Genomic DNA, 21754 nt, shown 5'->3' with positions numbered 1-21754 from the left:
CACTCTTCTAATGCGCAATGCAGACGACTTACAGGCAAAGCGACTGATCCCAGCTATCATATGATTTGATGCGTTGTTGCTCTTTCGCGCTGTTATCCGACCCGGGCAGTGAACTTCATCGGTTCGTCGCGGTTTGATGTGAACGCGTCAAGCACATGGAGAGATGGAGATGGACACGAAATCTGGCAGTTGTGCCTGCGGCAGCGTGAGGCTTTCGGTGGTCGGTGAGCCCTACCGCGTTGGGATCTGTCACTGCATGGATTGTCGCAAACATCACGGCGCGCTCTTCCATGCATCCGCCATCTTCCCGAAAGATGCCGTCACTATTGAAGGAGAAACACGCAGCTATAACGGCCGCTTCTTCTGCCCCAAGTGCGGCTCGCCCGTGTTTGGAAAAAGCGATGACGAGGTTGAGGTGAACATCGGCTCTTTGGATTCGCCAGATCAATTCGAGCCGACTTATGAATTATGGATGATCCGCCGCGAGGCATGGTTGCCCGATTTTCCGGCTTTGCGGCAGTATGACCGCGATCGAGAATCGACAGGCAGGACGGAGGAAGGGCGTTGATTGATACGGCGTCTTGAGAGGATGAAACGATAGATACCGCTGTCGCTTGATAGAGGCAGGCCGCGTGTTTCGCTTGAAAATACTTTCCCGCCGCGACGATGCGAGACAACTGGATTTCCGTAAATGCATCGACATGAGAACGACTGAGAAAGCGTGATCAAAAGAGCTGTCTTTCTTTGGACGGCAGTAGGCCGAAGCGTTTCGCGATCTTTCAGATTCGCTGATACGCTTTAAGTCATTGTTCTATTGAAAATCATTGTCGCTGAACCGCTGCAAACTTTTGTGCGACATGCTCAAGGAAGAGGATTAGCGGCTTGGCCCCGCACCGAAAGCAGGCACATTGCCTGCCTTAAATACTCGCTTTGGGATGCTCATCTTTGGAAGTGGCGATGGCAACACCGCCGCCTCCTGAGATCACTTAATGATAGCGGCGAATGAGGCCGACGAGCTTGCCTTGAATCTTAACTCGGTCTGGTCCGAAGATGCGGGTCTCGTAAGCGGGGTTTGCAGCTTCGAGCGCAATCGAAGCACCCTTGCGGCGGAAGCGCTTCAACGTGGCTTCTTCGTCATCGACAAGTGCCACAATGATATCGCCAGGGTTGGCGGTGCTGCCATTACGGATGATGACAGTATCGCCATCGAAGATACCGGCCTCGATCATCGAGTCACCCTTAACCTCAAGCGCGTAGTGCTCACCCGTACCCAGCATATCGACGGGGATGGCCACATCATGGGTGTTGTTCTGGATGGCGGAGATCGGCACACCGGCGGCGATGCGTCCCATGACAGGAACGGTGACAGCAGACGAGATTTGATCGTTCGCCGGTTTTGGGGCAGGGGCTGGTTCCGGCGTCTTGGCCTTGCCCAGGCTGCCTTCGATAACGCTCGGCGAGAAACCACGCGGCGGCTTCTGCGCGGGTGCGGAGTAAGCTTCAGGAAGTTTAATGACTTCTAGCGCTCTAGCCCGGTTCGGCAAGCGGCGGATGAAGCCTCGTTCTTCCAAGGCGGTGATCAGCCGATGAATGCCAGACTTCGAAGCAAGGTCGAGGGCATCTTTCATCTCATCGAAAGATGGGGGCACGCCGGACTCTTTCATTCGCTCATGAATGAAAAGAAGCAGTTCCTGCTGTTTGCGCGTGAGCATGAAGAAAACCCTTGGAATGCGTGGCGAAGATTCGCGAAACAAATACAGAACGAACACTATATGTTCCATATGTGTTCTGCAATCCCTTAAAATTCCGCAAACGCTTCTGTTGCACTCGTTAGGAACCTTTTGAGAGCCGTTCGGCGCTACAATCTGGGCTTGCCTCATCCCGTGACACATGACCCACTTGCTGCTAATGCCTGTGCAAGTTCGCAAAGTTGCGATTGCCAGCTATATCTGGCGCATCTGTCGTGAGGAATGAGATGACTGTGAAGAACAATTTGAAGGTGGTTGCTGGCGAAGGTAAAGGAGCCGTCGCCTTTTCCAACACGGAACGATTTTCGCTGATTGCCGGCCCGTGCCAGATGGAGAGCCGGGACCACGCTTTCATGATTGCTGGCACGCTTCATGAGCTCTGCGGCAAGCTTGGTATCGGTCTTGTCTACAAGTCGTCTTTCGATAAGGCCAACCGCACATCGCTCTCCGGCCGGCGCGGTATCGGTCTCGACAAGGCCATGGAGATTTTCGTCGATCTCAAGAAGGAGTTCGGCTTTCCGGTGCTGACCGATATCCACACGGAGGAGCAGTGCGCCATCGTGGCCGAGACCGTCGATGTGCTGCAGATCCCGGCCTTCCTCAGCCGCCAGACCGATCTTCTCGTCGCTGCGGCCAAGACCGGTCGCGTTATCAACGTGAAGAAGGGGCAGTTCCTGGCGCCCTGGGACATGAAGAACGTGCTGGCGAAGTTGAATGAGAGCGGCAATCCGAACGTTCTCTTGTGCGAACGCGGCGCGTCTTTTGGCTACAACACGCTTGTCTCCGACATGCGCTCGCTCCCGATCATGGCGTCTCTCGGCGCGCCGGTCGTGTTCGACGCAACGCATTCCGTGCAGCAGCCCGGCGGGCAGGGCGGATCGACCGGCGGTCAGCGCGAATTCGTCGAGACATTGTCGCGTGCAGCTGTCGCTGTGGGCATTGCAGGCCTCTTCGTCGAGACCCATGAAGACCCGGACAATGCGCCCTCCGATGGTCCGAACATGGTTCATCTTAAGGATATGCCGAAGCTTCTGGAGACGCTTTTGGCGTTTGATGCTATCGCAAAGGCTGCCTGAATTTGGCCTAATCGATTTTTATCAATCGCGCGACGCCTCATGCGCGGCGTCGTCATTGTAAATTCTTCCGCTTCGTCTACAGCGAAGCGGCAATGACATCCGACTCGTTTCAGTCACGTTCATCCGCGATCCGGCCCGAAAACGGCTTCACAGTTCTGCCGATGCGCTCTAAGACAAACGACTGAAATCCTCTGTTCCAGTCCCAAGGGAGAGACCATGACAGCCATTACCGACATCATCGCACGCGAAATCCTCGATAGCCGCGGTAACCCCACGGTCGAGGTCGATGTGTACCTCGAAGACGGCTCCTTCGGTCGCGCCGCCGTTCCATCTGGCGCATCGACCGGCGCTCACGAGGCAGTCGAGCTGCGCGATGGCGGACAGCGCTATCTCGGCAAGGGCGTTGAAAAGGCCGTCGAGGCCGTCAACACCGAGATCTTCGATGCGCTGGGCGGCTTCGATGCCGAAAGCCAGATTCACATCGACCAGACGCTGATCGCGCTCGATGGGACGCCCAACAAGTCTCGTCTCGGTGCAAACGCCATTCTCGGCGTTTCGCTGGCTGTTGCCAAGGCCGCTGCCGAAACGACGGGCCTGCCGCTTTATCGCTACGTCGGTGGCCCGAACGCTCACCTGCTGCCCGTTCCGATGATGAACATCATCAATGGCGGCGCGCATGCCGATAACCCGATCGACTTCCAGGAATTCATGATCATGCCGGTCGGCGCGGAAAGCATCCGTGACGCTGTGCGTATCGGCGCTGAAATCTTCCATGTTCTGAAGAAAGAACTGGCAGCCCAGGGTCACAACACCAATGTCGGTGATGAAGGCGGTTTTGCACCTGGCCTGAAGAGCGCGCCGGAAGCGCTGGACTTCATCATGAAGTCGGTCGAAAAGGCCGGTTACAAGCCGGGCGACGACGTTGCTCTGGCTCTCGACTGCGCCTCGACCGAGTTCTTTAAGAATGGCAAATACGAGATGGAAGGCGAAGGCCGCACGCTTGAGCCGGAAGCCATGGCTGACTATCTCGCGGAACTCGCGGGCAAGTACCCGATCATCTCCATCGAAGACGGCATGGCCGAAGACGATTGGGAAGGCTGGAAGTACCTGACCGACAAGATCGGCTCCAAGGTACAGCTCGTCGGCGACGACCTCTTCGTTACCAACTCCGCGCGTCTGCGTGACGGCATCAAGATGGGCGTTGCCAACTCCATCCTCGTCAAGGTCAACCAGATCGGTTCTCTGACCGAGACGCTCGACGCTGTGGAGACGGCACACAAGGCCCGCTACACTGCGGTCATGTCTCACCGTTCGGGTGAAACGGAAGACTCCACGATTGCCGATCTTGCGGTTGCCACCAACTGCGGTCAGATCAAGACCGGCTCGCTGTCGCGCTCCGACCGCCTGGCGAAGTACAACCAGCTGATCCGTATCGAAGAGATGCTGGGTCCGCAGGCTGCTTATGCAGGCCGTTCGATCCTGCGCGGCTGACTAGGCTACGACCAATTGTGGCTTCTTTCGAAGAGCCCGCTCATAGAAAAACCCGCCAATGGTCTCGGCGGGTTTTTTGTTCGGACATTGCGTTATGTGCTCGCGGTGAGCACCACGCTGGCTGTGCGCGTCAAAGCGCCTGTTTGATCTTCTCGGCGTGAGCCTTGAGCATCTCGACATCCGCCATCGCGCCGCTGTGTGGCTTCACGGGTTCGCCCTCCTTGCGGGGTACGATGTGGAAGTGCAGGTGGAACACTGTCTGGCCAGCGGCCGGCTCGTTGAACTGCGCAACATAGATGCCATCCGCATCGAAAGCTTCCTTGGCGGCGACAGCGAGTTTTTGGACGACGGGAATCGTCTTTGCGAGCACTTCAGGGTCGGCATCGAGAAGGTTGCGCGAGCCGGATTTTGGTGTCACCAGAAGGTGACCCGGGGCCTGGGGCATGACGTCCATGAAGGCCAGGGTGTGGTCGTCTTCATAGACCTTGACGCAGGGGATTTCGCCGCGAAGGATTTTGGCGAAGATGTTTTTGTCGTCATAGGCGGTCATGGCTGCTCCCTCAAAACTTTTTAGTCGTCGTCTTCATGCCGTTCGCCTTTGCGAAACGGGCTGTGATCTTCAAGATAATCGTTGACCTGCTCGACTTCGCTGCGCTCCCGCTCAAGATAATCGGCAATGGCGTGGCGAAGGCCCGGATGGGCAATGTAGTGGGCGGAATGGGTGGTTACCGGCGTGTAGCCGCGTGCTAGCTTATGCTCGCCTTGAGCACCGGCTTCCACGCGCTTCAGACCTCTGCAAAGCGCAAAATCGATGGCCTGATGGTAGCAGACCTCGAAATGCAGAAAGGGGTGGTCTTCGATGCAGCCCCAATGGCGGCCGTAAAGTGCGTCTCCGCCGATGAAGTTGATGGCACCCGCCACGTATTTGCCCTCGCGCTTTGCCATCACCAGCAGAATATCATCTGCCATGCGCTCGGCGATGAGGGAATAGAAGGCGCGGGTCAGGTACGGCTTGCCCCATTTGCGGCTGCCGGTATCCATGTAGAAGGTGAAGAACTGATCCCAGATATCCTCGGTCAGATCGCTGCCCGTCAGCCAGTCGATCTCGATGCCGTTTTCCAGTGATGCGCGCCGTTCCTTTTTCAGGGTCTTGCGCTTGCGCGATGACAGAGCATCCAGGAAATCGGCATGATCACGATAGCCTTGATTGATGAAATGAAACTGCTGATCGGTACGATGCAGAAAGCCTTGATCCTCCAGTGCTTCGATTTCATCTTCGTTGGCAAAGGTCACGTGGGCCGAAGAGATGCCGAGCCTCTCTGTCACCTGCTGGAGACCTGAGGCGAGGACCTGCTGGAAGGCTGCAGTGTCAAGTCCCGTCGTCAACAGACGCGGACCGGTTGCAGGCGTGAAGGGGACCGAGCATTGAAGCTTCGGATAATAGCGGCCGCCTGCGCGCTCGAAAGCGTCCGCCCATCCCTGGTCGAAAACATATTCACCGCGGCTATGGTTCTTGAGATACCCTGGGACTGCGCCCATCAATTCGCCGTCACTGCGCTCCAGCAAAAGGTGCTGGCCAAGCCAGCCGGTCTTTGCCGTTGCAGAGCCCGACTCTTCAAGCGACGACAGGAAGGCGTGCGAGATAAAGGGATTGTAAGGCGTGGTCGATGGTAGTCTGGATGCTCCGGAAAGCCTGTTCCAGCTTTCCGAAGCGATGTCCTTGAAGGACTGTGCAACGCGAATGGTGTATTCATCGCTCATGCGGTGGCTGACTGGTCCTTGGTGTTGGGGACAAATCCCTCGAACGTTATCTGGTCAGCATATGTATAGGACTTCTCCAAGGCATTTTCATCCCGCACGGTCCAGGTAATCACTGGAACGCCCAGTTTTCTCTGCGCCTCGATGAAGCTGTTGGGCAGGTGACCCCAGAAGTAGGAGATGAAGTCCAGTCCGATCTGCATCGCTTCATCATGCTTGAAGAAGTCTTCCGGATTGGCTCCCTCTGCCGTGAGGCCCAACGGCCAGGGAGAGCCGGCCGCCTTCAAATCCTTCAGCAGATGATGATCGAAGCTCATCAGTGCAACATGGCCCTGATAGCCCTCCAGGTCTTCCAGAACCGCTTCGGCAAAGCCGTCATCGACGCCTTCGCCTTCACGACCCTTGAGTTCGATGACAAGCGGCACCTTGCCCGCACAAAGTTTCAAGAGTTGCTTCAACGTCGGCACGCGATCCTTGGTCTGACCGATCGAAAGCATGCCGAGTTCGACGGATGTACGTTCGCGCACGTCGCCCTTGATGCCAGTGAGGCGGGTCATCTCATCATCGTGGAAGACCACCGCAACGCTATCGGCGGCCAGTTGAACATCACATTCGATGGCATAGCCCGCTTCGACGGCGCGGGTGAAGGCCGACAGCGTGTTCTCCCAGACCTCCTTGTTCAGATCATGATAGCCACGATGGGCGACGGGTTGGGCCGTCAGCCAGGACAGTTTCAATGTCATGCGTCGATTTCCACGATAGCATCGATTTCAACGGCGGCGTTGAAAGGCAGGGAAGCCATGCCGACGGCGGCGCGCGCGTGCTTGCCTGCGTCACCCAGAACATTTGCAATCAGGTTCGAGGCACCATTGATGACGAGGTGCTGCTCGGTAAATTCCGGGACGGAAGCGACGAAGCCGTTCAACTTCAGCACGCGGCGCACCTTGGAGAGATCGCCGTTCAGCGCGGCCTTTACCTGCGCCAGAATGTTGACAGCGCAAAGCTCAGCAGCCTTCTGCGCGGTTGTTACATCGACATCGCGACCAACATGCCCGGTGACCGCAATCTTGCCGGATTCCATCGGCAGTTGACCGGAAATATAAAGCAGATTGCCGCTGATCGTGAAGGGAACGTAGTTGGCAGCAGGAGCTGCTGCGGCAGGGAGCGTGTATCCGAGTTCCTTGAGGCGAGCTTCGATGGCGTCTGACATTTTTTCCGTTTCCGCTTTGGTTGTAAATCTTTCAAAAATCCGGCATTCAGGTCATGATGTCGAAAAGCCGGACGGTTGCTTGTACAGTATGAGCGATGAGTCCAACAGGAGTTATTGAATGATCGTCAGGAACCTCGCTCTCGTTCTTGCCGCTGGCGTGGGCTTCATGCCCAGCATCGCAAGTGCCGTGCCTGCCAGCGTTCCCAATCTGATCTCCCACCGCGCCGTCTACGATCTCGAACTGAAGGACGCGTCGGATCGCTCCGGCATCGAGGGCATGACCGGGCGCATGGTCTATGAGTTCACCGGGTCGTCCTGCAAGGGTTACAAGACCGACTTCCGCTTCGTCACGCAGATCAACACGGGTGATGCTGTGCGGATGACCGACCAGCAGACGACGACATTCGAAGATGCTGTGTCGAAGAAGTTCACCTTCGAGACGAAATCCTTCACCGACGACAAGCTCGATAAGGAAGTCATTGGTTCGGCCGCAGACGTCGATGGGAAGATGAAGGTGGATCTCACCAAGCCGGATCCGCGCGAAGTCGATCTCGTTCCTGGCGAATTTCCCACCGAGCACATGTATCAGGTCATCGAAAACGCCAAGCTCGGCAAGCGCATCTTCGAGTCTCGCGTCTTCGACGGCTCGGATGACGGCGATGAGAGCCTGATAACGTCAACGCTCGTCGGTAAGCAGCAGACGCCTAAGGATGGCGATGCTGAAGCGAGTGTCGCTGGCGACTTTGCCAAGGCGCCTTTCTGGCCGGTAACGATCGCCTATTACAACGACAAGACCGGAACGGACTCGTTGCCGATCTATCGAATGTCGTTCAAGCTTTATGAGAACGGAATCACCCGTGATCTGACGATGGATTACGGCGACTTCGTTCTGACGGGCAAACTTGCAAAGCTCGATGTTCTCAAGCCTGAGACCTGCGAAGCGCCGCCTGTGCGCTGAAATATGACAATACCGGCGTTTTTTGATGCCGGATGCTTGCAATTTGGGTAAGGCCGCTGTATGCGGCTCACCATTCCACACGCGAAGCTTGGGGTGTTCCGGGAGAAATCCGGTTCATTCCGCCCGGTGGTGCCGGTCAAACGGTGCTGTTCGCTTCGCGGGGGTTCAACCGGAAAAGGAGTAACAAGGCATGGCATTGCCCGATTTTTCTATGCGCCAGCTTCTGGAAGCTGGTGTTCACTTCGGCCACCAGACACATCGCTGGAACCCGAAGATGAAGCCGTACATTTTCGGCGACCGTAACAACATCCACATCATCGACCTGGCTCAGACCGTTCCGATGCTGTCGCGTGCGCTTCAGGTCGTTTCCGACACCGTTGCTCGTGGTGGCCGCGTTCTGTTCGTTGGTACGAAGCGTCAGGCTTCTGAAATCATCGCAGACAGCGCAAAGCGCTCCGCTCAGTACTACGTCAACTCGCGTTGGCTCGGCGGCATGATGACCAACTGGAAGACGATTTCGAACTCGATCCAGCGTCTTCGCAAGGTCGACGAAATCCTGAACTCGGATGCCTCCGGCTACTCCAAGAAGGAGCGTCTGAACCTCGAGCGCGAACGCGAAAAGCTTGAAAAGGCTCTCGGCGGTATCCGCGATATGGGTGGCGTTCCGGACCTGATGTTCATCATCGACACCAACAAGGAAAAGATCGCGATCGAAGAAGCCAAGCGTCTTGGCATTCCGGTCGTCGCTATCATCGACTCCAACTGCGATCCGGACCATATCGACTTCCCGATCCCCGGTAACGACGACGCGTCGCGCGCCATTTCGCTTTACTGCGATCTGATCGCTCGCGCTGCCATCGACGGTATCGCACGTCAGCAGGGCGCTTCCGGCCGTGACCTCGGCGCTGCTGAAGAAGCTCCGGTCGAGCCTGCTCTCGAAGACGAAGCCAACGCCTGATATTGGCCTTTCGGCGGCGCTCACCGCGCCGCCTTCTCCATCAGGATTAGACAAGGCCGTTCTGGACTGCACGTTCGACGGCCTTGTTCGTTTCAAGCCGCAGCAAACCACTGGCCGAGCAATCGGCTAAATCGGGAACGGTGGCTGGTTTGACAAGTTTCGTGGCGGCTGTTTCATCAGCCTGTCACAGTTCCGGGTACATTCGTTCCCACAATCCGATTTCGGCCTGGCAAGACTGCCGTGACCGACCGAACCGACAAGAGGCACACAATGAGCGAAATCACCGCCGCAATGGTAAAGGAACTGCGCGAAAAGTCTGGCGCAGGCATGATGGATTGCAAAAAGGCGCTGGCTGAAACCAACGGCGACATGGAAGCTGCGATCGACTGGCTGCGCGCCAAGGGTATCGCCAAGGCTGACAAGAAGTCTGGCCGTACCGCTGCTGAAGGTCTCATCGGCATCGCTTCTGCTGGCCACAAGGCCGTCGTCGTCGAAATCAACTCTGAAACCGACTTCGTCGCCCGTAACGACGCCTTCCAGGACATCGTCCGTGGCGTTGCTTCGGTTGCGCTGACGACCGATGGTTCTGTCGATGCGATCGCTGCTGCCACTTATCCGGCAACTGGCAAGTCGGTTTCCGACACCATCAAGGACGCGATCGCCACGATCGGTGAAAACATGGCTCTGCGTCGCGCTGCTCTGCTCGAAGTCGAGCATGGCGTTGTTGCTACCTACGTTCACAACGCTGCCGGCGATGGCATCGGCAAGCTCGGCGTTCTGGTTGCTCTGAAGTCTGAAGGCGACAAAGCCGTTCTGACGTCGATTGGCCGTCAGGTTGCCATGCACGTTGCTGCAACCAACCCGCTCGCGATCCGCGCGGAAGAAGTCGACGCTGCTGTTGCTGAGCGCGAACGCAACGTCTTCATCGAGCAGGCACGCGAATCCGGCAAGCCGGAAGCCATCATCGAAAAGATGGTCGATGGCCGTATGCGCAAGTTCTTCGAAGAAGTTGCTCTTCTGTCCCAGGCTTTCGTTATCAACCCCGACCTGACGGTTGAGGCTGCTATCAAGGAAGCCGAAAAGGAAGCCGGCGCAAAGATTGAAGTTGTCGGCATGGCTCGCCTGCTTCTCGGCGAAGGCATCGAGAAGGAAGAAAGCGATTTCGCTGCAGAAGTTGCGGCTGTCGCAAAGGGCTGATCCCTTTACCCAAATATTGGAAAACTCCGGGGCATCGCGTGACAACGCGGTGCCCTTCGTGTATCCGCGTTGCGGTTACAGTCCGCGTTGCCCGGAAATAGTTTGCAGACGTTCTTGCGACTTCGGACTTTTTATGTTTGGCCTGCCATTGCCGCAAAGCCGCTCAAGGATCTTTGCGCGCCCTGCTTAAAGGAGTCATGATGTCTTCCAAGACGCTCTATAAACGTGTTCTGCTCAAGGCGTCCGGCGAAGCCCTCATGGGCGATCAGGGGTTCGGCATTGATGTTGCCGTGGCCGACCGTATTGCCTCCGATATTGCGGAAGCGCGCGCCATGGGCGTCGAGGTTGGCGTCGTTGTCGGCGGCGGGAATATCTTCCGCGGTGTCGCCGTTGCCTCAAAGGGCGGCGACCGCGTGACCGGTGACCACATGGGCATGCTCGCAACCGTCATCAATGCTCTGGCGCTTGCAACGTCTTTGCGCAAACTGCAGATCGATACCGTCGTTCTTTCCGCCATCGCCATGCCGGAAATCTGCGAGAGCTTCTCGCAGCGCGCTGCCATTCACCATCTGTCGCAGGGCAGGGTGGTGATCTTTGCTGGCGGTACCGGTAATCCCTTCTTCACCACCGATTCTGCTGCGGCTCTTCGCGCCGCCGAAATGGGTGCGGAAGCGATCTTCAAGGGAACGCAGGTCGACGGTATCTACTCGGCCGATCCGAAGAAGGATCCTACCGCAACCCGCTTCGACGAATTGACGCATTCCGAAGTGCTTGCCAAGGGCCTTGCTGTCATGGATGTGGCCGCGGTCGCGCTTGCGCGCGAAAACCATATTCCGATCATCGTGTTCTCGATCCACGAGAAGGGCGGTTTCGCCCAAATATTGACGGGCGGCGGTCTGAAGACCATCGTGCACGACGCCTAAAATCCCCAGGCGCTCAACATGCGCCGGTCAAGATAATGGGCCGCCAAGGCCAGAACGAAATGGAGTATCAAGATGAGTGGTGTTGACCTCAATGACATCAAGCGCCGCATGGACGGTGCCATCAATGCGTTCAAGAGCGATATCGCTTCGCTCAGAACCGGGCGCGCCTCTGCCAACATTCTCGATCCTGTTACGGTCGATGCCTATGGTTCGCGCGTGCCGCTGTCTCAGGTCGCCAATATCACCGTTCCTGAGCCGCGCATGCTTGGCGTGAACATCTGGGACAAGACCATGGTGGGTGCTGTGGACCGCGCCATCCGGGAGTCCAATCTTGGCCTCAACCCGATCGTCGATGGCCAGAACCTGCGTATTCCGCTGCCTGAGCTCAATGAAGAGCGCCGCAAGTCGCTCGTCAAGGTTGCTCACGATTACGCTGAAAAGTCCAAGGTTGCCATCCGTCACGTTCGCCGTGACGGCATGGAAGGTCTAAAAAAGGCCGAAAAGGATGGTGACATCGGTCAGGACGAAAGCCGTGGCAAGTCTGAAAAAGTGCAGAAGATGACGGACGACACGATTTCTGAAATTGATCGCTTGCTCGCTGAGAAAGAAAAGGAAATCATGCAGGTATAATTGGCTCAACGCCAAACCTTGCATTGATTGAACCTGTTTGAACTCCGCACTGCCTGAATGGATTGAGATGTCGGAAACCGCACTTTCCCCGCTACCAGAACATGTCGCCATCATCATGGATGGTAACGGTCGTTGGGCCAAGCAGCGCGGCTTGCCGCGCGTCATGGGCCATCGGCGTGGGGTGGAGGCCGTGCGCGAGACCGTTCGGACTGCGGGCGAATGCGGCCTGAAGTATCTGACACTTTTCGCCTTTTCTTCGGAAAACTGGCGCCGGCCGCAATCGGAAGTTTCGGATCTTCTCGGTCTTCTGAAAGCGTTCATTCGTCGTGACCTGGCCGAACTTCACAAGGAAAATGTGCGTGTTCGCGTGATTGGCGACAGGGCAGGGCTGAAGGATGATATCCGCGCTCTGTTGGAAGAGGCAGAGCAGACGACGCGTGACAACACCGCGCTGACATTGATCATTGCCTTCAACTACGGCGCGCGCGATGAAATTTCGCGCGCAGCCGCGTCGCTGGCTCGCGATGTCGCGGCGGGGAGGATCGATGCGTCGGCGATCACGCCGGAAGCGATCTCCGCCCGCCTCGATACGGCCGGTATTCCCGATCCGGATCTCATCATCCGCACCAGCGGCGAAGAGCGACTGTCCAACTTCCTGCTTTGGCAGGCGGCCTACTCCGAATTTCTGTTCATTCCGGACTATTGGCCTGATTTCAATCGCCAGACGCTGATAGCGGCGATCGATCAGTATATGACGCGCGATCGTCGCTTTGGCGGGCTATCCGCCCAAGTTGCCATGGCGGGCGCCTGATGAGCCGCGAATTAAAGCTGCGGATCATTTCAGGCATCGTGATGGCCGTCGTCATTCTGACGGCCACCTGGTATGGCGGGATTATGTTCCGCACCATTGCCGGGCTTCTGTCGCTGCTCATCTATTATGAGTGGAGCACGATCACCAAGCTGTCCGATACGAATCCTACGGGCTATGCCTGGGGCTGGTTCTCGGTGGCGGTGATGAGCGGCAACACGATCTTTGGCGAAAGCTCGCTCGATCTTCCGCTGCTTTCCGGTTTTGCAATTACCGCGGCTTTGTTTCCGATTCTGCGTGGTCCGAATTGGTGGCTTGTTGGCGGTATCGTCTATTCGGCGTTGAGCGGCATTTCGCTCGCAGCCATTCGTGGCGAGGAATCGACCGGCCTTGTTGCCATGCTCTTCGTCTTCGCGATCGTCTGGGCGACCGATATTCTGGCCTATTTCGTTGGCCGGGCAATCGGCGGCCCAAAGCTTGCGCCTTCGATCTCTCCGGGAAAGACCTGGTCTGGTGCTGCCGGCGGTACGTTTTTTGGCTTGGTTGCGGGCGGCGCTGTGGCGCTCTCCTATCATGGCAGTATCTCGCTGACCGTGCTGTTGCTGGCACTGGCGCTTTCCATCTTCAGCCAGATCGGTGACCTGTTCGAATCCTTCATCAAGCGCCGCTTCGGGGTCAAGGATTCCGGTAACCTGATCCCGGGTCATGGCGGGTTCATGGACCGGGTTGACGGTCTTGTTTTCGCCTGCTTTACCGTATTCCTGATTGCAGTGGTTCACGCGGCAGTAACCGGTGATGTGCCAGGATCGGGCGATGGTATCTTGCTCGGCTTCTAATCTGACGAGATAGACGATAAGAGACGCGACACAAGGGAATCAAAAATAATATGGACACTGTGATGGCTGCGGTTAATTTCCTAACCGGTTATATGGTGCCATTTATTCTCGTGATCTCGCTGTTGGTCTTCGTCCACGAGATGGGCCATTATCTTGTCGGACGCTGGTGCGGCATTCGTTCCACCGCATTTTCCGTCGGTTTTGGGCCGGAATTGATCGGCTTTACCGACAAGCGCGGTACACGTTGGAAAATCTCAGCGGTTCCACTTGGTGGCTACGTGAAATTCTTCGGCGATGAGGACGCATCCAGCAAGCCCGACAGCGATGGCCTTTCCGGCCTGACGCTTGAGGAGAGATCGCACACGCTCGCCGGTGCTAAGCTCTGGAAGCGGGCGGCGACCGTCGCTGCAGGTCCGATCGCGAATTTCATCCTTGCTATCCTGATCTTCACGGTACTTTTTACGATCTACGGCCGGACGATTTCCGATCCCGTGGTGTCTGAGGTACGTCCAGATAGCGCGGCCCAAGCCGCAGGTATTCTTCCGGGCGATCGGCTGATCGCAATCGACGGTGAAAAGGTGCAGACGTTCGAAGACGTTCGCCGCTATGTCTCGATCCGTCCAGGCACGCAGATCAATGTCACCGTGGAGAGAGATGGTCGCGATCTGTCGCTGCCCATGGTGCCGACGCGCACGGAAACCACCGACCAGTTCGGCAACAAGATCGAGCTTGGAATCATCGGCATCACCACCGATCAGACGCGGGGCAATTTTCGCCATGTGAGCTACACACCGGTGGAAGCGCTGGTTGAGGGTGTGCGCGAAACCGGCCACGTGATTACCGGCACCTTCAACTATATCGGCAATCTCGTCACGGGGCGGATGAATGCCGATCAGTTGGGCGGACCAGTGCGCGTGGCGCAGGCATCAGGGCAGGTGGCAACACTTGGTGTTGGTGCGCTGATCCAGCTTGCAGCCGTCCTTTCAATTTCCATTGGACTACTCAACCTCATGCCTGTTCCCATTCTGGACGGCGGCCATCTGGTGTTTTATGCGATAGAGGCGGTGCGTGGCAGACCGGTCGGATCTGGCGCGCAGGAAGTCGCTTTCCGCATCGGCCTGGCGATGATTTTCAGTCTGATGGTTTTTGCGACTTGGAACGATATCAGCAGCTTGATCGGCTAAAGGGTCGTTTCGAGCTGTTTTTTTAAGAGGGCGTTTACCTTGTTTTGAAGCCAAAGTGGCGATTGGGCCACGGTGGCTTGCGAAGTAAACAGAAATTAAGGGTCGGGCTTGCTTGTAGAGGAAAAGCAGGTAAAACGACGCAGATGGCCGGAGTCGGGTTCCGCCCGCTGAGGGACAACGGGAAAAGGTAAGATTTGAAATGAAGGCTGGTTCAAGATTTTTGAACGCGGTATCGGCGGTTGCGCTGTCTGCTGGTGTTTCTTCGATTGCAGCTTTGGGGGTACTTGCTTCTGCCGGTGTTGCCAATGCAGCTGTCGTCAGCAGAATCGATGTTCGCGGTGCTGAACGCTCCGGTGCGGATGCTGTTCGTTCCAACATTACGATCGCTCCCGGTCGCAATTTTTCCAATTCCGATATCGATGAGTCGGTAAAGCGTCTTTACGCTACGGGTTATTTCTCCAACGTCAGCATGCGCGTGGCAGGCAATGCCCTCGTCGTGACGGTAAGCGAGAACAACCTCGTCAACACGGTCGTTTTCAACGGCAACCGCAAGATCAAGGACGACAAGCTTCAGGCGATCGTCCAGACGCAGTCTCTCGGCCCGTATGATCAGACGATCGTCACGGCTGACATTGCGCGCATCAAGGAAGCCTATGCCAACATCGGCCGCAGCGACGTGCAGGTCACGACGCAGGTTGTGCCGGTCGGTCAGGGTCGCGTCAACCTTGCTTTCCAGATCAATGAAGGCGAGCGCACCAAGATCGCGCGTATCGACTTCGTCGGCAACAATGCCTACAGCGATGGCCGTCTGGCTGCCGTCATCAACACCAAGAAGTCCAACATGCTGTCGTTCCTGACACGCAAGGACGTCTACAATGAGGACAAGCTGCGCGCTGACGAAGAGTCGCTGCGCCAGTTCTATTACAACCGTGGTTACGCTGATTTCCGCGTTGTGTCTTCGAATGCCGTTCTTGATGAGGCGACCAACGAATACACCGTTACCATCACGGTGGACGAAGGCCAGCGCTACAATTTCGGCAATGTCGCCGTTGAGTCGACGGTGCCTGGCATCGACGGTTCGCAGCTTCAGGGTCTCGTCTACACGAACTCCGGCTCTTACTATAGCGCCAAGGAAGTTCAGCAGAGCATGGAAGCAATTTCCAAGCGCGTTGCAGCGGAAGGCTATCCCTTCGCGCGTGTGACGCCGCGTGGCGACCGTGACCTTTCTGGCAACACGATTGGCGTGACTTACATCGTCGATCAGGGCGAGCGCGCTTACGTTGAACGTATCGAGATCCGTGGCAACACCCGTACGCGTGACTACGTCATTCGTCGCGAGTTCGACATCAGCGAAGGCGACGCGTTCAACCAGACGGTTATCAGCGCTGCAAAGCGTCGCCTCGAAGCGCTCGGTTACTTCTCCAAGGTCAACATCAGCACCTCGCAGGGCAGTGCGGCTGACCGCGTCGTGATCGTTGTGGATGTCGAAGACCAGCCAACAGGCTCTTTCGGTATCGGTGCGGGTTACTCGCAGAACGACGGTGCGCTGCTTGAAGCCTCCATCGAAGAAAAGAACTTCCTCGGTCGCGGTCAGTACATTCGCGTTGCCGCTGGTGCCGGTCAGGATGATGCGCGCAGCTACACGTTGTCCTTCACCGAGCCATACTTCCTCGGCTATCGTCTTGCTGCCGGTTTCGACCTGTTCAAGACGCAGAGCAGCAAGGAAGAATTCTACAATTACGACGAACAGGGTTTCTCGCTGCGCGTGACCGCGCCGATCACGGAAAATCTTGGTACGACGTTCAAGTACACCTATAAGCAGATTAGCTACGACGGTAAGGGCGACTGGAACAACCCGAACAATCTGGCGGCTCCTTATCGTGACCTGATTGCAGGTGGTGACTGGACGCAGTCGATCATTTCGAACACACTGAACTACAACACGCTGGACGACCGCAACATGCCACGCGAAGGCTGGCAGGCTGCGTTGACCAACGAGTTTGCTGGTCTTGGTGGTGATTCCGAATACTACAAGATCTACGGTAAGGTTCGTTACTACCACTCGCTATCTGACGAGTATGACATCATCGGCTCGCTCACGGGTCAGGCCGGTTATGTTGCCCCGACGGGTGACAATCTTCTGGTGTTTGACCAGTTCAAGATTGGTGGTCGTGTGATCCGCGGCTTCAAGAACGACGGTATCGGTCCGCGTATCGGTTCCGACGCGATTGGCGGTACGACGTATTTCGCGGCTTCGGCTGAAGTCACGGCACCAATGCCGCTCGTTCCGGAAGATGTTGGTCTGCGTCTCGCTGGCTTCGTTGATGCAGGTACGCTGTATGGCAACAAGGTTGCAAACTCCGCAGGCGTTCAGGACGATAGCTCGATCCGCGCATCTGCCGGTGTGGGCATCATGTGGGCATCGCCGTTCGGTCCGCTGCGCGTCGACTACGCTGTGCCGATTGCCAAGGAAAGCTACGACGAGGAACAGCGTTTCCGGTTTGGCATGTCCAACACTTTCTGATATCGGCAGTCCAGAACTGCGAGTTTGAATGTTCTGGAGTTTCCGTTTGATGGACTACAACGCTTTTTTTCCGCCCCACGAAGGCCTGCGATTGAAAGATATCGCGGTCCGTCTTGGGGCGGAACTGTCTGATGAGGCCTTTGCCGATCGGCTGGTACGATCGATCGCGCCAGTGTCGCGAGCCAAGCAGGATCAGCTCTGCTATATCCTGTCTCGCAAGAACCGTGATGAGTTGCTCACTTGCGACGCGGCCGCCGTCATTTGTGACGAGCCGCTGAAAAGCATCGTTCCTGCTCATATACCCGCCCTGATCTGCAAGAACCCCCACACGATCTTTGCACAGGCTGGGGAGCTTCTGCATCCCTCCGCTATGCGTCTTTCTCCCGTCATAGCTGAAGAGACGTTGGTATCGGCTTCTGCTCATATCGACCCGAGCGCAAAGCTCGAACCCGGCGTGATCGTTGAGCCTTTTGCCGTTATCGGTGCCAATGTCCAAATTGGTTCGGGGACGCGGATCGGTCCTGGCGCTATCATTGGTGCCGAGGTTCAGATCGGTCGCGATTGCACGATTGCTGGCGGGGCGAGCATTCTTTCGGCTCTTCTCGGTAATGGCGTCATCATCCACAATGGCGTGCGTATCGGCCAGGACGGTTTTGGCTATGCACCAGGACCACGCGGCATGATCAAGATCGTGCAGATCGGTCGGGTCATCATTCAAGACAATGTCGAGATCGGCGCCAATACGACGGTTGATCGCGGCACGATGGATGATACCGTCATCGGTGAAGGCACGAAGATCGATAACCAGGTCCAGATTGGCCATAATGTCCGCATCGGCCGGCATTGCGGCATCGTCAGCAAGGTGGGCATTGCGGGAAGCACCCGTATCGGCGACGGCGTGATGATTGGTGGTGCCGCTGGCATCAACGGTCATATTACCATTGGCGATGGTGCACAGATTGCAGCCATGAGCGGCGTGGTGTCGGACGTGCCGGCAGGCGCGAAGGTTGGCGGCACCCCAGCGCGCCCGATAAAACATTTCCTGCGTGACATGGCCGATATTCTCGCCCGCGCAGAAGAACGCGATAGAAAAACAGGAGACAAGAATGTCTGAAGAGACGAAGACGACGCTTGGCGCGGCTGACATCCTTGAAGTGATGAAGCTGCTGCCGCATCGTTATCCCTTTTTGCTGATCGACAAGATCATCGACATTGACGGCGACAATTCTGCAATTGGCATCAAGAATGTCACGGTCAACGAGCCGCATTTCACCGGCCATTTTCCTGACCGTCCCATCATGCCTGGCGTTCTGATTGTGGAAGCCATGGCGCAAACGGCAGGTGCCATCTGTGCTCGCAACAAGGATGGCGGTGGATATCTCGTCTATTTCATGACGATCGACAATGCGCGCTTCCGCAAGCCCGTCGTGCCGGGTGACCGACTGGAAATCCACGTCGTCAAGCAGCGTCAGCGCGGCAATGTCTGGAAGTTCCATTGCGAAGCCAAGGTGGACGGCGCTCTCGTTGCCGAGGCTGATGTCGGCGCGATGATGATCCCAGAGGATCAGCAATGAGTGCGGTTTCGGCTTCGGCCAAAATCCATCCCATGGCGGTTGTTGAGGATGGCGCGATCATCGGCGAGAATGTCGAGATCGGGGCCTTCGCTCATGTCGGCGCGAAGGTGACTTTGCGCGACGGCGTCAAGCTGTTGAACCATGCGGTGGTGGGAGGTCGCACTGTGGTGGGTGAGGGTACCGTGATCCACCCGATGGCTATTATTGGCGGTCAACCGCAGGCAATCCGCCACGATGGCTCCGAGACCACGCTTGATATCGGCGCGCGCTGCACGATCCGCGAAGGCGTGACGATGAACACCGGCAGTTCGGACGGTGGTGGCAGGACGGTGGTCGGCGACGACAACCTCTTCCTTGCCAACTCGCATGTCGCGCATGATTGCATTCTCGGCAACGAGATCATTCTGTCGAACAATGTGATGTTGGCCGGCCATGTGCACATCGAGGACAAGGCGATCCTTGGTGGTGGCTGCGCGGTGCACCAGTTCACCCGCATCGGTCGCCAGGCCTTCATCGGCGGCCTGTCAGCGGTCAGCTATGACGTGATTCCCTACGGCATGTTGAACGGCAATCCGGGCGTCTTGAGTGGGTTGAACGTCGTCGGCATGACGCGTGCAGGCATCGAGCGCGCTGATATCCACACCGTTCGCCGTGCCTACAAGCAAATCTTCGAGAGCGAAGGCAATGTGCGCGCCAACGCGGCGGCCATCCGCGAAGACTATCTTGATTGCCCACAAGCGCTGGAGATCGTCGATTTTATTGCGGCCGCCAATGACCGGGCGATTTCATCGCCGAACCGCGGCAAGTAACGCGGTGGCTGAGGGCGCCCAGCGTCTGGCGATCATCGCCGGTAGCGGTTCTCTTCCCCTGTATGTGGCGATTGCTGCACGATCTGCAGGAGAGGACCCGCTGATAATCCGCCTGAAGAATGAAGCCGATCTGGACTGGTCGCAGTTCGAAAGTGCCTCGATCAGTGTCGGCGATGTCAAAGGGCTGGGTCAGCTCCTCAGCCAGCATGCCATCGATCGGGTGGTTCTGTCCGGTGGTGTCGCACGCCGCCCAGAGTGGCGGGAAATCCGCCCAAACCTGAAGATGATCGCCAAAATGCCCTCGATCATCCGCACGCTTTTGTCAGGCGGTGATGACACAGTGCTGCAGATGGTGATCGGCTTGATCGAAGCGCAGGGCGCGCGAGTGATCGGCGCTCACGAGATTGCACCTGGACTTCTTGCGACCACCGGTCCGCTCGGCAAGATAAAGCCGACTGATGATGACCGCAAAGATATCGCGAAAGCCGCGCGGGCAGCGCTCGCACTTGGTGTGCTCGATGTCGGGCAGGGTGCCGTCTCCGTCGGTGGACGCATCGTTGCTCTGGAAGGCGTTGAGGGGACTGATGGCATGCTGGAGCGGGTGGCTGTTCTTCGTGCTGCCGGACGCATTTCACAGCGCCGCAAGGGCGTGCTCGTCAAACTCTGCAAGCCGCAGCAGGATATCCGTGCCGATCTACCCACGATCGGTCCTTCGACCGTCGAGAACGCGGCGAAGGCTGGTCTTGCCGGCATAGCCATAGAGGCGGGCAGGGCCTTCATTCTTGATAGAGAAGCGATGTTGAAAGCTGCTGATGAGTCAGGCTTGTTCGTCTGCGGCATCGACACTGCACTTGAGGGAGACATGATGTGACGAACGGCGTACTGAAACTTGCTGTTGTGGCGGGCGAAGTCTCCGGCGATCTGTTGGGCGCAGACCTCGTTCGCGCGCTGAAGAAACAATATTCAGGGCAGGTGGAGCTTTTTGGCGTGGGCGGCGAGCAGCTAACGGCAGAAGGCTTGAACTCGCTGTTCGACTATTCCGAACTGTCGATCATGGGCTTCACTCAGGTTCTGAAAAAACTGCCGCAACTGCTTTCCCGCATCAGGGAAACGGCGAACGCCATCATCGCATACAAGCCGGATGCGCTGCTGATCGTTGACAGCCCTGATTTCACGCATCGCGTGGCAAAGCGCGTTCGGAAGGTGCTGCCAGATCTGCCGGTGGTCAACTATGTTTGTCCGAGTGTGTGGGCTTGGAAAGAGTACAGAGCGACGGCGATGCTGTCCTATGTCGATCACGTGCTGGCCTTGCTGCCTTTCGAACCTGAGGCAATGCAGCGCCTTGGCGGTCCGGCAACGACTTTCGTAGGCCACCGCTTAAGCGTTGATTTGGATGTGCTGGCGGTGCGTGCGAAACGGGCTTTGCGTCCTACCCCTTCTGCTGGTGATATGCGGACAATCCTTCTTCTGCCAGGCTCTCGCTCGACGGAAACGACCCGCTTGATGGAGCCATTCGAGCAGGCTGCAAGCGCGTTCGTGGAGCGGAACGGGCCGACGCGGTTCGTGTTGCCGACTGTACCACGACAGGAGCAGAGGATCAGGGACCTTGCGGCCTCGTGGCCCGAGGCCATTCGCCCCAAGATTGGCACCGATCCCACGTTCAAGTGGCTCTGCTTTGCTGAGGCGGATGCGGCGATTGCGGCCTCCGGCACGGTCATTCTGGAACTCGCGCTGTGCCATGTTCCGGTGGTGTCCGTCTATAAGACCGACTGGATTTTCACGATGCTGAGCAAGCGAGTGAAGACCTGGACAGGCGCGCTACCCAATTTGATCGCCGACTACGCCGTTGTGCCCGAATACTTCAACGAAGTTGTCCGCGCCGGCTCGATGCTGCGCTGGGCGGAGCGGTTGTCGTGCGACACCATCCAACGCCGCGCCATGCTGGAAGGGTTCGAGCGGGTGCAGGAACGGCTGAAGACAGACGTGCCGCCTGGCGAACGCGGGGCAGCGATACTGCTTGAGACGATCAAAGAAAAGAGCGGCGGGATTTGACATCTGTGTTGGCAGGCG

22 protein-coding genes are annotated in these 21754 nt (G+C 57.3%); 17 read left to right on the top strand and 5 right to left on the bottom strand.

Annotated features, from left to right (window positions below; all coding sequences use genetic code 11):
* The first annotated feature begins 169 nt into the window (after positions 1–169).
* On the top strand, positions 170–568 hold the full coding sequence (locus tag WKI41_RS19680) for a GFA family protein (protein WP_340195161.1): 399 nt from the start codon (positions 170–172) through the stop codon (positions 566–568).
* 418 nt (positions 569–986) lie between these two features.
* On the opposite strand, the gene lexA is transcribed toward WKI41_RS19680, so the two are convergent.
* Positions 987–1712 carry a transcriptional repressor LexA gene (lexA, locus tag WKI41_RS19675; RefSeq protein WP_340195160.1) on the bottom strand — a complete coding sequence of 242 codons (726 nt, stop codon included), beginning with the start codon at positions 1710–1712 and terminating at the stop codon, positions 987–989.
* 263 nt (positions 1713–1975) lie between these two features.
* Between lexA and kdsA the strand changes: the two genes are divergently transcribed.
* Positions 1976–2824, top strand: coding sequence for a 3-deoxy-8-phosphooctulonate synthase (kdsA, locus tag WKI41_RS19670; RefSeq protein WP_340195159.1), 849 nt, complete (start codon positions 1976–1978; stop codon positions 2822–2824).
* A gap of 216 nt (positions 2825–3040) precedes the next feature.
* A complete protein-coding gene (gene eno / locus WKI41_RS19665; protein WP_340195158.1) occupies positions 3041–4315 on the top strand; it encodes a phosphopyruvate hydratase in 1275 nt (424 codons plus the stop codon).
* 130 nt (positions 4316–4445) lie between these two features.
* Here the strand turns inward: eno and WKI41_RS19660 are convergent, their stop codons facing one another.
* Genes WKI41_RS19660 through WKI41_RS19645 form a run of 4 tightly spaced genes read right to left on the bottom strand, consistent with a single transcriptional unit; the run spans position 4446 to position 7283 of the window.
* A complete protein-coding gene (locus WKI41_RS19660) occupies positions 4446–4865 on the bottom strand; it encodes an HIT family protein (RefSeq protein WP_340195157.1) in 420 nt (139 codons plus the stop codon).
* 20 nt (positions 4866–4885) lie between these two features.
* Entirely contained in the window at positions 4886–6076 is a 1191-nt protein-coding gene (locus tag WKI41_RS19655; RefSeq protein WP_340195156.1) for a GNAT family N-acetyltransferase, read from the bottom strand.
* Positions 6073–6816, bottom strand: coding sequence for a glycerophosphodiester phosphodiesterase (locus WKI41_RS19650; protein ID WP_340195155.1), 744 nt, complete (start codon positions 6814–6816; stop codon positions 6073–6075). Before WKI41_RS19650 ends, WKI41_RS19655 begins: the two co-directional genes overlap by 4 nt.
* Positions 6813–7283, bottom strand: a complete 471-nt coding sequence (locus WKI41_RS19645; protein ID WP_340195154.1) for a RidA family protein — start codon at positions 7281–7283, stop codon at positions 6813–6815. The genes WKI41_RS19650 and WKI41_RS19645 overlap by 4 nt, the downstream gene beginning before the upstream one ends.
* 118 nt (positions 7284–7401) lie before the next feature.
* Between WKI41_RS19645 and WKI41_RS19640 the strand changes: the two genes are divergently transcribed.
* From WKI41_RS19640 to lpxB, 14 genes are all read left to right on the top strand, one after another.
* On the top strand, positions 7402–8241 hold the full coding sequence (locus tag WKI41_RS19640) for a cell envelope integrity EipB family protein (protein WP_340195153.1): 840 nt from the start codon (positions 7402–7404) through the stop codon (positions 8239–8241).
* Positions 8242–8431: 190 nt separating this feature from the next.
* Positions 8432–9199 (top strand): 30S ribosomal protein S2, encoded by a 768-nt coding sequence (rpsB, locus tag WKI41_RS19635; protein WP_306933100.1) that lies wholly within the window; start codon positions 8432–8434, stop codon positions 9197–9199.
* A gap of 270 nt (positions 9200–9469) precedes the next feature.
* The gene (gene tsf, locus WKI41_RS19630; protein ID WP_296018442.1) at positions 9470–10396 is read left to right on the top strand and encodes a translation elongation factor Ts; all 927 of its coding nucleotides are present in this window, start codon (positions 9470–9472) and stop codon (positions 10394–10396) included.
* Between the two features lie 200 nt (positions 10397–10596).
* Entirely contained in the window at positions 10597–11319 is a 723-nt protein-coding gene (gene pyrH / locus WKI41_RS19625; RefSeq protein ID WP_340195152.1) for a UMP kinase, read from the top strand.
* A gap of 72 nt (positions 11320–11391) precedes the next feature.
* On the top strand, positions 11392–11949 hold the full coding sequence (frr, locus tag WKI41_RS19620; RefSeq protein WP_340195151.1) for a ribosome recycling factor: 558 nt from the start codon (positions 11392–11394) through the stop codon (positions 11947–11949).
* 67 nt (positions 11950–12016) lie between these two features.
* Positions 12017–12760 (top strand): isoprenyl transferase, encoded by a 744-nt coding sequence (locus WKI41_RS19615; RefSeq protein ID WP_340195150.1) that lies wholly within the window; start codon positions 12017–12019, stop codon positions 12758–12760.
* On the top strand, positions 12760–13593 hold the full coding sequence (locus WKI41_RS19610; RefSeq protein WP_340195149.1) for a phosphatidate cytidylyltransferase: 834 nt from the start codon (positions 12760–12762) through the stop codon (positions 13591–13593). Before WKI41_RS19615 ends, WKI41_RS19610 begins: the two co-directional genes overlap by 1 nt.
* A gap of 62 nt (positions 13594–13655) precedes the next feature.
* Positions 13656–14777: an RIP metalloprotease RseP gene (gene rseP, locus WKI41_RS19605; protein ID WP_340195148.1), complete on the top strand. Its 1122-nt coding sequence runs from the start codon at positions 13656–13658 to the stop codon at positions 14775–14777.
* Between the two features lie 199 nt (positions 14778–14976).
* Positions 14977–17301, top strand: coding sequence for an outer membrane protein assembly factor BamA (gene bamA, locus WKI41_RS19600; protein ID WP_340195147.1), 2325 nt, complete (start codon positions 14977–14979; stop codon positions 17299–17301).
* A 49-nt stretch (positions 17302–17350) separates the two neighbouring features.
* Positions 17351–18415, top strand: coding sequence for a UDP-3-O-(3-hydroxymyristoyl)glucosamine N-acyltransferase (lpxD, locus tag WKI41_RS19595; RefSeq protein ID WP_340195146.1), 1065 nt, complete (start codon positions 17351–17353; stop codon positions 18413–18415).
* On the top strand, positions 18408–18875 hold the full coding sequence (fabZ, locus tag WKI41_RS19590; protein WP_062598479.1) for a 3-hydroxyacyl-ACP dehydratase FabZ: 468 nt from the start codon (positions 18408–18410) through the stop codon (positions 18873–18875). The genes lpxD and fabZ overlap by 8 nt, the downstream gene beginning before the upstream one ends.
* Positions 18872–19684: an acyl-ACP--UDP-N-acetylglucosamine O-acyltransferase gene (gene lpxA / locus WKI41_RS19585; RefSeq protein ID WP_340195145.1), complete on the top strand. Its 813-nt coding sequence runs from the start codon at positions 18872–18874 to the stop codon at positions 19682–19684. Before fabZ ends, lpxA begins: the two co-directional genes overlap by 4 nt.
* Entirely contained in the window at positions 19647–20555 is a 909-nt protein-coding gene (locus tag WKI41_RS19580; RefSeq protein ID WP_425341076.1) for an LpxI family protein, read from the top strand. The genes lpxA and WKI41_RS19580 overlap by 38 nt, the downstream gene beginning before the upstream one ends.
* On the top strand, positions 20552–21736 hold the full coding sequence (gene lpxB, locus WKI41_RS19575; RefSeq protein ID WP_340195143.1) for a lipid-A-disaccharide synthase: 1185 nt from the start codon (positions 20552–20554) through the stop codon (positions 21734–21736). The genes WKI41_RS19580 and lpxB overlap by 4 nt, the downstream gene beginning before the upstream one ends.
* Positions 21737–21754: the final 18 nt, after the last annotated feature.

Source organism: Agrobacterium larrymoorei (genome assembly GCF_037722385.1).
Taxonomy (GTDB): Bacteria; Pseudomonadota; Alphaproteobacteria; order Rhizobiales; family Rhizobiaceae; genus Agrobacterium; species Agrobacterium larrymoorei_C.
Note: the sequence above shows the minus strand (reverse complement) of the source record. Positions and strands in the feature narration are given on the sequence as shown.